This window comes from Variovorax sp. P4_B11 (genome assembly GCF_056402355.1).
In genome coordinates this window covers 18,065-30,966 of record NZ_JBFUHO010000021.1, presented here as the reverse complement: position 1 = coordinate 30,966, position 12,902 = coordinate 18,065, and the positions used below count along the sequence as shown (strand labels likewise).

Annotated in this window: 16 protein-coding genes; 8 read left to right on the top strand and 8 right to left on the bottom strand. The window is 67.7% G+C overall.

Annotated features, from left to right (window positions below; all coding sequences use genetic code 11):
• Positions 1-107 precede the first annotated feature (107 nt).
• From AC1DYD_RS19415 to AC1DYD_RS19405, 3 genes are read left to right on the top strand one after another with little or no spacing between them, the layout of a single operon-like run.
• The gene (locus tag AC1DYD_RS19415; RefSeq protein ID WP_478174383.1) at positions 108-317 is read left to right on the top strand and encodes a hypothetical protein; all 210 of its coding nucleotides are present in this window, start codon (positions 108-110) and stop codon (positions 315-317) included.
• Positions 314-730 (top strand): ubiquitination-like system serine protease family protein, encoded by a 417-nt coding sequence (locus AC1DYD_RS19410; protein ID WP_478174382.1) that lies wholly within the window; start codon positions 314-316, stop codon positions 728-730. Before AC1DYD_RS19415 ends, AC1DYD_RS19410 begins: the two co-directional genes overlap by 4 nt.
• Entirely contained in the window at positions 727-1,116 is a 390-nt protein-coding gene (locus tag AC1DYD_RS19405) for a DUF1353 domain-containing protein (protein WP_478174381.1), read from the top strand. The genes AC1DYD_RS19410 and AC1DYD_RS19405 overlap by 4 nt, the downstream gene beginning before the upstream one ends.
• 57 nt (positions 1,117-1,173) lie before the next feature.
• Here the strand turns inward: AC1DYD_RS19405 and AC1DYD_RS19400 are convergent, their stop codons facing one another.
• On the bottom strand, positions 1,174-3,123 hold the full coding sequence (locus AC1DYD_RS19400) for a hypothetical protein (protein ID WP_478174380.1): 1,950 nt from the start codon (positions 3,121-3,123) through the stop codon (positions 1,174-1,176).
• A gap of 246 nt (positions 3,124-3,369) precedes the next feature.
• Between AC1DYD_RS19400 and AC1DYD_RS19395 the strand changes: the two genes are divergently transcribed.
• Positions 3,370-3,498: a hypothetical protein gene (locus AC1DYD_RS19395; protein WP_478174379.1), complete on the top strand. Its 129-nt coding sequence runs from the start codon at positions 3,370-3,372 to the stop codon at positions 3,496-3,498.
• Between the two features lie 7 nt (positions 3,499-3,505).
• Here AC1DYD_RS19395 and AC1DYD_RS19390 read toward each other — a convergent pair whose 3' ends face one another.
• From AC1DYD_RS19390 to AC1DYD_RS19365, 6 genes are all read right to left on the bottom strand, one after another.
• The gene (locus tag AC1DYD_RS19390) at positions 3,506-3,745 is read right to left on the bottom strand and encodes a hypothetical protein (RefSeq protein WP_478174378.1); all 240 of its coding nucleotides are present in this window, start codon (positions 3,743-3,745) and stop codon (positions 3,506-3,508) included.
• On the bottom strand, positions 3,742-4,182 hold the full coding sequence (gloA, locus tag AC1DYD_RS19385) for a lactoylglutathione lyase (RefSeq protein ID WP_478174377.1): 441 nt from the start codon (positions 4,180-4,182) through the stop codon (positions 3,742-3,744). Before gloA ends, AC1DYD_RS19390 begins: the two co-directional genes overlap by 4 nt.
• A gap of 50 nt (positions 4,183-4,232) precedes the next feature.
• A complete protein-coding gene (locus AC1DYD_RS19380) occupies positions 4,233-4,919 on the bottom strand; it encodes an ABC transporter ATP-binding protein (protein ID WP_478174376.1) in 687 nt (228 codons plus the stop codon).
• Positions 4,916-6,550 (bottom strand): ABC transporter permease, encoded by a 1,635-nt coding sequence (locus AC1DYD_RS19375; protein ID WP_478174375.1) that lies wholly within the window; start codon positions 6,548-6,550, stop codon positions 4,916-4,918. The genes AC1DYD_RS19380 and AC1DYD_RS19375 overlap by 4 nt, the downstream gene beginning before the upstream one ends.
• Positions 6,547-7,596 carry an extracellular solute-binding protein gene (locus AC1DYD_RS19370; protein ID WP_478174374.1) on the bottom strand — a complete coding sequence of 350 codons (1,050 nt, stop codon included), beginning with the start codon at positions 7,594-7,596 and terminating at the stop codon, positions 6,547-6,549. The genes AC1DYD_RS19375 and AC1DYD_RS19370 overlap by 4 nt, the downstream gene beginning before the upstream one ends.
• Before the next feature lie 130 nt (positions 7,597-7,726).
• Positions 7,727-8,269: a PaaI family thioesterase gene (locus AC1DYD_RS19365; RefSeq protein WP_478174373.1), complete on the bottom strand. Its 543-nt coding sequence runs from the start codon at positions 8,267-8,269 to the stop codon at positions 7,727-7,729.
• Between the two features lie 52 nt (positions 8,270-8,321).
• Here AC1DYD_RS19365 and AC1DYD_RS19360 point away from each other — a divergent pair, with 52 nt between their 5' ends.
• From AC1DYD_RS19360 to AC1DYD_RS19345, 4 genes are read left to right on the top strand one after another with little or no spacing between them, the layout of a single operon-like run.
• Positions 8,322-8,786: a MarR family winged helix-turn-helix transcriptional regulator gene (locus tag AC1DYD_RS19360; RefSeq protein WP_478174372.1), complete on the top strand. Its 465-nt coding sequence runs from the start codon at positions 8,322-8,324 to the stop codon at positions 8,784-8,786.
• The gene (locus tag AC1DYD_RS19355) at positions 8,779-10,032 is read left to right on the top strand and encodes an MFS transporter (protein WP_478174371.1); all 1,254 of its coding nucleotides are present in this window, start codon (positions 8,779-8,781) and stop codon (positions 10,030-10,032) included. The genes AC1DYD_RS19360 and AC1DYD_RS19355 overlap by 8 nt, the downstream gene beginning before the upstream one ends.
• The gene (locus AC1DYD_RS19350; RefSeq protein ID WP_478174370.1) at positions 10,029-11,432 is read left to right on the top strand and encodes an MATE family efflux transporter; all 1,404 of its coding nucleotides are present in this window, start codon (positions 10,029-10,031) and stop codon (positions 11,430-11,432) included. Before AC1DYD_RS19355 ends, AC1DYD_RS19350 begins: the two co-directional genes overlap by 4 nt.
• A 28-nt stretch (positions 11,433-11,460) precedes the next feature.
• Positions 11,461-12,159, top strand: coding sequence for an SDR family oxidoreductase (locus AC1DYD_RS19345; protein WP_478174369.1), 699 nt, complete (start codon positions 11,461-11,463; stop codon positions 12,157-12,159).
• On the opposite strand, the gene AC1DYD_RS19340 is transcribed toward AC1DYD_RS19345, so the two are convergent.
• A complete protein-coding gene (locus tag AC1DYD_RS19340; RefSeq protein ID WP_478174368.1) occupies positions 12,147-12,896 on the bottom strand; it encodes an aldolase in 750 nt (249 codons plus the stop codon). The genes AC1DYD_RS19345 and AC1DYD_RS19340 overlap by 13 nt on opposite strands.
• Between the last annotated feature and the right edge of the window lie 6 nt (positions 12,897-12,902).

The following is a 12,902-nucleotide window of genomic DNA, read 5'->3' as shown; positions in this document are numbered from 1 at the left end:
ACTCATCACATCCATCTGAGACAAAAAGGCGAGCCCCGAAGGTGCGATCAACACCAACGAGGCTCTAACCACAACGTGCAACCTAGCTAGTCGCGGCCGATGTGGCCGTGGGCCTCGTCTGCGGCGCCGGCGCGAAGCTCGACCTGTCGAGCCTCCAGGCCATGAACGCCTCGGTGATGCCGACCCTCATTGGCGCCATCAAGGCGGCACCGCTGGGCGACCAGCAGAAGAACGTGCTGATCCTCGACGTCACGGCCGCGCAGATCATCCTGCAGGGCGCGATCCAAGCGGCGGGGAACGTCGGAGCGGCATCGTGAGCAGGGCCAAGCGCGTCATGACTGTAGGCGGCCAGTTCTACGGCGTGCGCATGAAATACCCGGGCTGTGGCAGCCATGTTTTGCCGACGCAAGAGACGCCCGAGGCCGCGCTGCCGTCGAACAAAGCCCGCTGGACGTTCAATGGCGACTACGAGCGCCCGACCTTCCAGCCCTCCATCCTCGCGCGCTGGTATGAGATGAGCGAAGAAAGCGATCGGCGGATGGATGCCGGCGAAGAGCCGCCGCTGACGGGCGAGATTCGCGACGGCGTTCCGGTTCGGCGTTGGCCGGGCCGGGACATGATCTGCCACTCGTTCGTGACCGATGGCCGCATCCAGTTCCTGGGCGACTGCACGCATGCGTTGGCCGGCCAAACCGTCGACTTGCCCGAATTGCCGGAGGGCAAATCATGAGCAAGTTCCTCAGCGGCCTGCGCGTCGAGCAAGTCAACGACACCGCAGACGATGGCCGGGGGCTGTGGCGCCTGATCGCTCCGCTGATCTACGAGTCCGACCTGACCAACGACGAATACACCGTGCCGGTGGGGTTCAAGTCCGACTTCGCATCGGTGCCGCGCGTGCCGATCGCGTTCCTGTTGTGCGGAAATACTGCATCGAGGCCAGCCGCGCTGCACGATTACCTCTACGCGAAGCGACCGGATGGCACGCATCCAGTTCCTGACCGTGCGACGGCCGATGCGTTGCTCCAGGAAGCCGCGCTCATCGATGGCGTTCCAAGCTGGCGCGTCTGGATGCTGTGGGCCGGCGTGAGGCTCGGCGGAGCGTCGCACTGGGAGTGATGACATCCCCTCTTTCGGATTCAGGCCCTCAGCTTCGGTTGGGGGCCTTTTCCGTTTCTACGGGCGCGGCTCGAGTAGCAGCATGGTGCCGAGGGGGCTCCTGGCGGCGACAGGGTATTTGGTTTCGAGGGCTGCAGTGCGGACATCGATGAAGGTCTCGGATGCGGGCCCGATGCCCAGGTAGATGCATTCGAGAGGTTTCGTCGTGGCGCCCACGATGAGTGCGTCGAGATCGCGCTGCAGGATCGTTTCGATAAGACCTGGGCCGTCCAATGGCGACGCACTATTCAGGGTCGCGTAGTAGATGCCTTGGCGTTGCGACAGAATCAGGCACGGCCTGTTGGCACGTGTCGCACGCATGAATGCCAGCTCATCGGCAATCACCGGATCCGGCGGCGCTTCGAAGGCAGCTTTTGCACTTCTAAGTAAAGTTGGTATCGAGGAGAAGAGAGTGACCGACGCAAGCGAAAAGAAACCGATCAGCGGAAGTATTGCGAGCAATGCGGATCGCCTGACTTGCCTCAAACGCACGAGTTTAAGAATTCGGTCGGTGAGAATCGTGCCGATCAACAGAGCAGGCCACATGACCATCAGCAGGCAGTAAATGTGCGAGCGGCCCTGATAGTAGGCAAACAGGCCAAGGCCGAGAATCGAACTGCAAAAAAGCAGATCGGACGTTGTGCCACCGACCCGATCTTTCCAGGCTGTGAGCGCGACCACGGCGCCGGCGAGGTAGATGAAAAGAACCGACTGCCATGGATGTATCCACAGGGGCATCGGCAGCATGCCAAAGCCCGAGCCGAAAAATATTCGCTGATAGGCGAGCGCTGAGCCCAGTTGCAAAGGACCGCTCGCCGTAATTCGAAGAATCACCAACGCGGCGGCGAACGTGCACAGCGCGATCGCAAAGAAAATAGCCGCGGGCAAGAAGCTCCGGAGTCGCGGGCGTACCTGAAAAAGGGCCTTTGAAAAGAGGGTCGCACCGATAGCCAAGATCGTCGGCACGCCAGTATCGATGTTCCAGAACAGTGTCAGGCCGGACACCGCGGCGAGGATGATCAGCAGAGATTGGCGGGGTCGCGTTGCATATGCGGAGAAGAGCAAGAGCGCGAGCGCAGGCCAAAAAAATCGGATGGGAAAATATTGAAGATACAGTTCAGTGGTGTACCCCGCCAGGAACAGGAAAAGGCCAGTGGCGATCAGAAGCGTCGAGAAGCTCAGGATCTTCAGCGGCCCGCTTTCCACGTGTCGATTGAGCAAGACCGCCACCGCGCAAAGGGCGGCTACTTGCATCACGGCCAGGGTCGCTGTGAAGGTGAAAACGGAAAGTCCGATGACCTTGAAGAACGGCCCAAGCACCTCGGGAAAGAGGCCGTATTGCGAAGGGATGTCGACAAGAATTGTCTTTCCACCGACTACCTGGCTCAGGGCGTAAATCACGGCGTCAAAACTGACATTCCAGGTCGGAGATGTCGTGACGGCATCAATGCTCGTCACGCGCGTGGCAAGGAGTTGGACGCCTACTGCCATGCAGGCGGCGATCGCTAGGAATGCGAAAGACGATCGTCGGCGACGCCGTACTCCCAGCTGGCTATGAACGACTACCGCAGCGCACAGAAGTGATGCAACTGCAATGAAAGTCGATCGATGCTCCCTAGCCCATGAGCTAGGGAAAAACATGACGTCGTTGAAGTCGGACCACAGGAATGGATAAGTAAATGCGATGGCGGCCAAGGCGGCGACGGCGGCACCGAAGACTGAATTTTCGAAGTAACTGGCCGTGCGCCCGAGCGAGTAGCGCTTCAGGAAGAGGAAAGCAATCAACAGCGCAGCTGGAGTGAAGGCGGCAAGTGCAACGAAGACCGCTCTCTCGACAGGCTCCGGGCGCGCTTCCATCTGCACATCGCCCCGGAGAGTCGCCCATGCTGGAGGAGTTGCGGGACTTCCTTGGTGAGCCTGGGCGAAGAAACCGACGGCGAAGGCGCCCGTCACGATCATGACCAGCACCAGTAGCATTGCCGTCAAGGCAAGAGAAACGGCATCTCGCCGGGGTGAACTCATAGGCCGCGGATGTTACAGGCACTGACAGTGCAGCGAGCCCACGGTGGATCGGGGAGGAACTCGGCGGCGGAATCGCTATGCATGACGCCATGCCCTTCAAGTCCAACGGCATCCTTGCCAAGATCCCCGGCGAGCTGATCGCTCCAAGGGTCCAAGGCCCTTCCGCCTCCCGGCGCCGGGAAGCCTGCGGAGATGCAGGCCGAGGTGGATGTGCCGGACATCGGCCGGGTGCGGATCAAGTACAGGCTGTCGAGCAGCAGCCGCGGCAAGTGGGAGAACTGGTTTTGGACGGCTGTCTTTGCCGAGGTGGTGGCCGTTTGATTTAGGGTCAGTGCGTGTGCCCCGTGGTGGGCCTATCGTTCTTGCCTTCCATTTCGTCGGCCATCTCGCGCAGCAGGCGCGGCAAGGCAGTGGCGAACCCTGTGCCGTGCTGGAGAGGCTCCACGGACTGCACCGAATATCCGCTGCCCTGGGGCCCACCCACGACGATCAAAAGAACTGCACTGGCCTTTGCCTCCTCCCGCACACGCGCGCAGAGCTCGTCGAACTTGCGGGAATCGAAGTTCATGAGCTGCGCAAGGCGTCTTTGGCGGCCGATTGGCGGCTGTCGTCATAAGCCGCTGATTTCATTTGGATCAATTCGATCTTGTACCCATCCGGATCCGTCACGAAGGCGATCACGGTGGTGCCGCCCTTGACCGGCCCGGCCTCGCGCGTGACGTTGCCGCCGGCCGCCTTGATCTTCTCGCAGGCCGCGTAGGCGTCGGGCACGCCGAGCGCGATGTGGCCGTAGGCGGTGCCCATCTCGTAGCGCTCGGTGCCCCAGTTGTAGGTCAGCTCGATCTCGGCCTGGGACGGATTGCCCTCGTAGCCGACGAAGGCCAGGCTGTACTTGTACTCGGGGTTCTCGGAGGTGCGCAGCAGTTGCATGCCCAGCACCTGGGTGTAGAAATCGATCGAGCGCTGCAGGTTGCCGACGCGCAGCATGGTGTGAAGGAGTCGCATATCGTGGTCGTCCGGTTGTTGTGGCGAGATTGTCGCGCCACTGCCGTCCTCTAGGTGTGAAAAGGGGCGCCCCAGCGGGTCAGCCGCCCCTCGCGCATCACACCGATGCGGTCGGCCATGACCTGCGCTTCGGCCTCGTTGTGGGTCACCAGCACCGCGGTCTGGCCGGCCGCCTTGAGGATCTCGCGTACTTCGACCGTCAGGCGCTCGCGGGTGGCGCCATCGAGGTTCGAGAACGGCTCGTCGAGCAGCAGCAGCGCGGGTTCGGGCGCCAGCGCGCGGGCCAGCGCGATGCGCTGTTGCTGGCCGCCGGAGAGCTGGTGCGGATGGCGCTCGCCGGCGTCCGGCAGCCCCACCAGCGCGAGCATCGCGGCGACCCGCTGCCGTTGCGCTTCACGCGGCCAGTGGCGCAGCCCGAAGGCCACGTTGCGCGCCGCGTCCAGGTGCGGAAACAGCGCGTACTCCTGGAACATCATGCCGACCCGGCGCCGTTCGGGCGGCAAGTGGACGTCGGGCGAGGACAGCAGCACGTCGCCGAGCCGAATGCGGCCGGCACGCACCGGCTCGAAGCCGGCGATCGCGCGCAGCACCGTGGTCTTGCCGCAGCCCGAAGGGCCGAGCAGGCAGCCGATGTCGCCGGCATCCAGCGTCAGCGAGAAGCGGTCGACCACGATGTGCAGTCCGTATTCGCCTTCGTAGCCGAGGCGCAGGTCCTCGATCGAGAGAGCGGCACTCATGTGGCCTCCGAAAAACCGTTGCGTGCCAGCAGCACCACCGGCAGCAGCCCCGCGAGCACGATCGCCAGTGCCGCGATCGCGCCTTCCTCGTAGGTGCCGCGCGCGGCCTCCGCGTAGAGCCAGGTGGCGAGGGTCTCGAAGTTGGCCGGCCGCAGCAGGAGCGTGGCTGGCAGTTCCTTCATGGCGTCGACGAACACCAGCAGCGCGCTGGCGGCGATGGCCGGCCGCAGCAGCGGCAGGTGGACGCGGCGCAGCGTGCCGCCCGGGCTTTCGCCGAGCAGGCGGGCAGCCTGTTCGAGCGCCGGCGGGATGCGTGCCAGGCCGGCTTCGATGCCGCCGACGGGCATCGCCAGGAAACGGATCGCGCAGGCCACCACGAGCACGATGCCGGCGCCCATCAGTGGCAGGCCGGGGTGGCCGATCAGCGCCGCCAGCGCGGCATCGACGGCCAGTGCCGGCGTCAGCAGGCCGATCGCCAGCACGGTCCCCGGCACCGCATAGCCCAGCGTGGCGACCCGGCCCGTCCAGCGCCCGCGGTTGCGCGTCGAGCCCTGCGTGCGCACCGCCCAGGCCACGACCAGGCCGGCCGCGACCGCGACCGTGGTCACGCCAGCGGCCACGCTGAGGGTGTTGACCAGGCTCGAGACCAGTCCGGCGGAAATACCGTCGCCCAGGCGCAGGCGCTTCGCCGTTTCCCACACCAGGTAGAGCGCCGGCGCGGCGAAGCCGATCAGCACCGGCAGCGCGGCCGCGGTGCTGGCGAGCCAGGCCGCCGCGCCATGCAGCCGGCGCGGCTGGATCGCGCGCATGCGCTGCGCCGAGCCGAAGCGCTGGTGGCGCCGGCCGTGACGTTCGAGCAGCACCAGCGCGATCACCACGAACAGCATGGCGGACGCGATCTGCGCCGCGCCCGCGAGGTCGGAGCGGGTGATCCAGGTGGTATAGACCGCGACCGTGAGCGTCTGGATGCCGAGGAATTCGGAGGCGCCGATGTCGTTGAGCGTCTCGAGCAGCGCCAGGCTCAGGCCGACCGCCAGCGCCGGCCGGGCCAGCGGCAACGCGACGCGGAAGAAGGCGCCCACGCGGCTCTCGCCGAGCGAGCGGGCGGCCTCCATCAGGTGGGCGGGCTGGGTCATGAACATGGCGCGTGCGGTCATGTAGACATAGGGGTAGAGCACGAAACCGAGCACGAAGATGGCGCCGGGCATGGAACGCAGGTCGGGCAGGCGAAACTGGCGCGGGCTCTCGAAGCCCAGCAGCCAGCGGATCGCGCCCTGCACCGGACCGAGCGGATGCAGCAGGTCGAGGTAGACGAAGGCCACGATGTAGGTCGGCATCGCCAGCGGCAGCAGCAAGGCCCAGTGCAGCACACCGCGCCCGGGGAAATCACAGGTGCTCACGAGCCAGGCGCAGCCGGTGCCGATCACCAGCACCAGCAGCCCGACGCCGGCCAGCAGCCCGGCCGTGTCGAGCGCGGCCTGCGGCAGCACGTAGCGGGCCAGGTGGGCCCAGTGCCCCAGGCCCGATCCGAACGCGAGCCACAGCAGGCTCAGCACCGGCGCCAGCACGCCGAGCGCGATGGCGACCGTGGCGGTCCGCCAGAGGGGGCCGACCGGTCGCAACCGCTTCACTGGTCGAACGCGACCTTGTCCACCAGCGCGCTGGCCTGCTTGCGGTACTTGGCGAGGTCGGCGATCGGCAGCGGATCGACCTTGAGTTCGCCGATGCTGGTGGCGATGATCGGGTCGAGTGCCACGCCCTTGAGGACCGGGTACTCGTAGTTGGCTTCGGCGTAGAGCACCTGCGCCGGCGGCGAGACGAGGAATTCGAGCAGCTTGACCGCGTTGGCGCGCTGCGGCGCGTTCTTCGCCACCGCGGCGCCGCTGATGTTGACGTGCGTGCCGCCGCCCTGGGCGAAGGTCGGCTTGATGACCTTGATCGCGTCACCCCATTTGCGCGCATCGGTGCCTTCCTTGGCGCCCTTCAACTGGCCGACGTAGTAGGAGTTGGCCAGGCCGATGTCGCAGATGCCGCCGAGGATGTCGCGGGCCACGTCGCGGTCGCCGCCGGTGGCCTTGCGCCCCAGGTTGGCCTTGACGCCGCGCAGCCATTGCTCGGCCTTGGCCTCGCCCTCGTGCGCGATCAGCGCCGAGACCAGCGCCACGTTGTAGGGATGCTGGCCCGAGCGGATGCAGACCTTGCCCTTGTACTTGGGATTGGCGAGGTCTTCATAGCGGAACGAGGTCAGCGGCAGGTTCTTGTCGACATACAGCACGCGGGCGCGCAGCGAAAGTCCGAACCACTGGCCGTCGGCGCCCCGCAGGTTGGCAGGAATCGCGGACTCCAGAACGGCTGATTTCACGGGTTGCGTGACGCCGCCGTCGACCAGGTCGACCAGGTTGCCGACATCGACCGTCATCAGCACGTCGGCCGGCGAGCGGGCGCCCTCCGCCTTGACCCGCTCGAGCAGGCCGTCCTTCACGAAGACGGTGTTGACCTTGATGTCGTTCTGGGCGCTGAAGGCCGCCAGCAGCGGCTGGATCAGACCGGGCTCGCGGGTCGTGTAGAGCGTGACCTCGCCAGCCGCGTGGGCGGGCAGGGCGGCGGCCAGCAGGGCCAGGGCGGCTGCGCCCAGGGCGAGGGCCGTGCGGGCGGGCGCGCCAGTGTGTGCGTTCATGAAGCGTCTCCAGGGGACAGGGGGATGAAGGGCGTCGGCGCGCGCTGCGCGCTCGCCAATGCGAATCATAATCAATGGCAGTCGCTGGCCGACTGCGCGATGCACCCAGGAAATCGCGGGACAAGTGGCTTTAGCGGCTGGGCAGCTCGAAGACCAGGCAAGTGGTCGTGGCGTGCGCGTACAGGGTGCCGTCGGCGCCGACGATGCGGGCCTCGGCGGTGGCCAGCTGGCGGCCGCAGTGCAGCACCTTGCCCTCGGCCCGCACGCGCTGCACCTTGGGCGTCAGCGCCTTGACCAGGTTCACGCCGAGCTCGGCCGTGGTGTAGCCGCGGCCGGCCGGCATCAGGGTGTGCACGGCGCAGCCCAGCGCCGAATCGAGCAGTGTCGCGAACCACCCACCGTGGATGGTGCCGAGCGGATTCAGGTGCTCGGCCTTCGGCGCGCCCTGGAATACCGCGCGGCCCGGACCGACCTCGATCAGCTGGAAGGACAGCGTCTTGGCGATCGCGGCATAGGGGATCTCGGCCCGCAGCATGGCCTGCATCATCTCGAGCCCGGTCTTGCCCGCGACCTGCTCCGGCCGCGCCACGCCGGGGCCGGGCCCCGCGTCCAGGCGTTCGGTGATGGCCGCTTCTTCGGCGATCCAGGCGGCCAGTTGATCCGTCGATGTCATTCAATTTCCCCTAACAGTTGCATATGCAATGATTGTAGCTACAATTGTCGCCATGAATGCCATCGCAAAGCCCCAGGGCTGTACCAATTTCCGGCTGCGGCACCTGGCGCGGCAGGTCTCGCGCCTCTATGACGCCGAGGTCGCCAAGAGCGGCCTCAAGACCACGCAGTACTCGCTGCTGTCGCATGTGCTGCACCTCGGACCGATCCGTCCGGTCGACCTGGCGAAGGCGATGGGGGTCGACGCCTCGACGCTGACGCGCAACCTCAAGCCGATGGTCGTCGCCGGCTGGCTCATGCAGAGCGACGGTCCCGATGCGCGCAGCCAGCTGGTCGAGATCACCGACGACGGCCGCCAGAAGCGCACCGAGGCGCAGCGCCACTGGCGCGACGCGCAGGAAAAGCTCAACGCGCTGCTCGGCATCGAGCGCGTGCTGGCGCTGCACCAGCTGGTCGACGAGAGCATCGCGACGCTGCAGGGCACGGACGAGATCGCCGAAGGAGAGTTCGATGAATGACAAGACCACCGCGGGCACGACGCCCGTCGCCCGCCATGCCGTCTGGCTGGTGCTGCTGGCCGCGGCCGGCGCCTTCGCGCTGACCATGGGCGTGCGCCAGACCATGGGGCTCTTCCTGTCCTCGCTCAATACCGCGACCGGCCTGGGCATCGGCAGCATCAGCCTGGCCTTCGCCTTCGGCCAGCTCTGGTGGGGCCTCACGCAGCCCTTCGCCGGCGCCGTGGCCGACCGCATCGGCACCGGCCGCGTGATCTTCTTCGGCGTGCTGCTGGTGGCGCTGGGTACTTTCATCACGCCGCTGATGACCAGCACCGCCGGCCTGATCTTCGCGATCGGCGTGCTGGCCGCGGGCGGCGCGGGCATGGCCGGGCCCTCGGTGCTGATGGCGGCCACAACGCGGCTGGTGCCGGCCCACAAGCGCGGCCTGGCCACCGGCGTGGTCAACGCGGGCGGCTCCTTCGGCCAGTTCGCGATGGCGCCGATCGCGATCGGGCTGATGGCCGCGGTCGGCTGGGCCAGCGCGATGCAATGGCTGGCGATCCTGATCCTGCTGGCGCTGCCGGCGGTGTGGGTGCTCAAGGGCAACTCGACGCATCTCGCAGCGCAATCGGCCGCCGCCAGCGGCGCCCGGCCGCTCAGCGCGCGCCAGGCGATCGGCCAGGCGATCGCGACGCCGAGCTACCGCTACCTGAGCCTCGGCTTCCTGGTCTGCGGCTTCCATGTCGCCTTTCTTGCCACCCACTTGCCGGGCGTCGTCGCGGCCTGCGGCCTGCCGCCCGAGATCGGCGGCTGGGCGCTCGGCATGATCGGCCTCTTCAACATCGTGGGCAGCCTGGCGATGGGCTGGGCGGTCGGCCGCTGGCGCATGAAGTCGCTGCTGGCGCTGCTCTATGCGACCCGCGGCCTGGCCGTGCTGGTCTTCCTGCTGGCGCCCAAGACGCCGGCCGTGATGCTGGTCTTCGCGGCCGTGATGGGCGTGACCTTCCTGTCGACCGTGCCGCCGACCGCGGGCCTGGTCGCCAAGATGTTCGGGCCCGCCAACATGGCGATGCTGTTCGGCATCGTGATGCTGGCGCACCAGGTCGGCGGCTTCCTCGGCGCCTTCCTCGGCGGCTACGTGTTCCAGGCCACCGGCAGCTACGACATCGTCTGGGCCATCGACATCGTGCTGGCCGTCGGCGCGGCGCTGGTCAACCTGCCGATCCGCGAGGCACGGCCGATGCTGGCGGGAAGGGCGCTGGCATGACGGCCCTGGACCCGCGCACCCGGCGGCTGCTCGAGGCGCCGATCGTCCCGACGCTGCTGCGGCTGGCCGCCCCCAACGTGGTCGTGATGGTCGCGCAGGCCTCGGTCGGCCTGATCGAGACCTTCTTCGTCGGCAAGCTCGGCACCGATGCGCTGGCCGGCATGGCGCTGGTGTTCCCGATCGTGATGCTGATGCAGATGACCTCGGCCGGCGCGATGGGCGGCGGCATCGCCTCCTCGATCGCCCGCGCGCTGGGCGCGCGCCGGCGCGACGATGCCGATGCGCTGGTGCTGCACGCGATCGCGATCGCGGTCGGCTTCGGCCTGCTGTTCATGCTGGCGATGCTGCTCGGCGGGCGCTGGCTGTTCACGCTGATGGGCGGCACCGGCGCCTCGCTCGAGGCGGCACTGATCTATTCGCACGTGGCCTTCGCGGGCGCGGTGCTGGTGTGGCTGTTCAACTCGCTGGCCGCCGTGGTGCGCGGCACCGGCAACATGGCGGTGCCGGCCAAGGTCACGGTGGCCGGTGTGGCGGTGCTGATCCCGCTGTCGCCGCTGCTGATCTTCGGCTGGGGCCCGATCCCGGGCCTCGGCATCGCGGGCGGCGCGGTGGCGCTGCTGGTGTACTACCTTGGCGGCACGCTCGCGCTGTGGATCTATCTGCAATCGCCGCGCAGCCTGCTGAAGCCGTCGTGGGCCAAGGTGCATTTCCGCTGGCCGCTGTTCCGCGACATTCTGCGCATCGGCCTGGTGGGGGCGGTGTCCACTGTCGCCACCAATCTGTCGATCGGCATCGCGACCGCGCTGACGGGCCACTTCGGTCCGGGTGCGATCGCCGGCTACGGCACCGCGTCGCGGCTCGAATACCTGCTGGTGCCGCTGGTGTTCGGCCTCGGCGCACCGCTGGTCGCGATGGTCGGCACCTGCATCGGTGCCGGGCAGCGCGAGCGCGCCCTGCGCGCCACCTGGGCCGGTGCGGCGATCGCCTTCGCGCTCTCGGGCGCGATCGGCCTCGCCGCGGCATTGTTCCCGCGGCCCTGGTTGCTGCTCTTCGGCAACGATCCCGCGATGCTCGAGGCCGGCTCGCAGTACCTGCGCGCGGTGGGGCCGTTCTACGGCTTCTTCGGCGTCGGGCTGGTGCTGTACTTCGCGTCGCAGGGCGCGGGCCGTCTGCTGTGGCCCGTGCTCGGCAACCTCGCGCGCCTGATCGTGGCCGGCGTCGGCGGTTGGCTGGCGCTGCGTTGGGGCGGCGACCTGCTGCACGTCTTCGCGGTGCAGGGCGTGGCGCTCGTGGTGTACGGCGTCGTCATCGCCTCGGCGATCGCCGGCGGGGCCTGGTTCGGCCGCGTCGGCTGGCCGCGCAGCACGAGCGCGCTGCTGCGCCGGCTCCAGGCTTCCTGATTTTCTTCAACCCATTCGAAAGCTCGACATGAACCTCAAGGACTCCGTCGTCTTCATCACCGGCGCCAACCGCGGCCTCGGCCTGGCCTTCGCGAAGGCCGCTCTCGCCGCCGGCGCGAAAAAGGTCTATGCGGCGGCGCGCGACCCGAAGAGCATCACGCTGGCCGGCGTGCATCCGATCGCGCTCGACGTCACCCGGCCCGAGCAGGCCGAGGCCGCGGCGCGCGATTGCGGCGATGTCACGCTGCTGATCAACAACGCCGGCATCTCGCGCGGCGTCAGCCTGCTCGGGCCTGCGGACGGCCTCGACGCGGCACGGGCCGAATTCGAGACCAACTTCTTCGGCCCCTGGGCGCTGGCCCGCGCCTTCGCGCCGGTGCTGGCCGCCAACGGCGGCGGCGCGGTCATCAACGTGCTGTCGGTGCTGAGTTGGCTCAGCCTGCCGGGTTCCGCCACCTACAGCGCTTCGAAGTCGGCCGCCTGGTCGTTGAGCAACGGCCTGCGCACGGCCTTGCGCGAGCAGGCCACGCAGGTGCTGAGCCTGCATGTCGCCTTCATGGACACCGACATGACCCGCAAGATCCCGGGCCCCAAGGCCTCGCCCGATGAGGTGGTCCAGCAGACCTTCGCGGCGCTCGAGGCCGGGCAGTTCGAGGTGCTGGCCGATGCGCTGACCCGGCAGGTCAAGCAGGGCCTGTCGGCCGATGCGCCGGCCTATGCGAGCTGAGCGCTTCGCGGCGCCGGCAACAGGCGCCTGAGGGCCTCGAAGAACAGCTCGGACTGTTCCCGTTCGCCCTGGATCTGGGCCGCCACCTGCGCCGCCAGCGCGGCATCGACCGGCCGCAACGCCCGGCCGGTGGACTGCGCGATCACCTGGTGCAGGCAGGCGCGCTCGAGGTAGTAGAGATCGTCGTAGGCGTGGGCGATGGCGGCGCCGGCCACCACCACGCCGTGGTTGGCGAGGAAGGCGACGTCCTTGCCGGCCATCGCGCGGGCGATGCGCTCGCCCTCGCGGTCGTCGAGCGCCAGGCCGTTGTACTCGGCATCGATCGCGATCCGGTGCATGAAGCGCATCGCGTTCTGGCTCAGGGTCGGGTCGAGCGCGCGATCGGCCGTGAGCGTCAGCGCCGTGGCGTAGGGCATGTGGCAGTGCAGCACCACCGCATGGCCCGTGATGCGATGCACCGCGCCATGGATGAAGAGGGCGGTCGGCTCGACCCGATGACGGCCCGCAAGCACCTCGCCATGGACATCGATCAGCACGATGTCGTCGGCACCGATCTCGCTCCAGTGCAGTCCGCGCGGGTTGATCAGGTAGCGGTCCTGGGCGCCCGGCAGCATGACGCTGAAATGGTTGCACACGCCTTCGGACAGGCCGTGGTGCGCGGCGGCGCGCAAGGCGAGCGCGAGGTCCTGGCGCAGGGTGCGGACGGCGGGACTGGCGTAGTCGGAATCTGCGGACATGGGCTG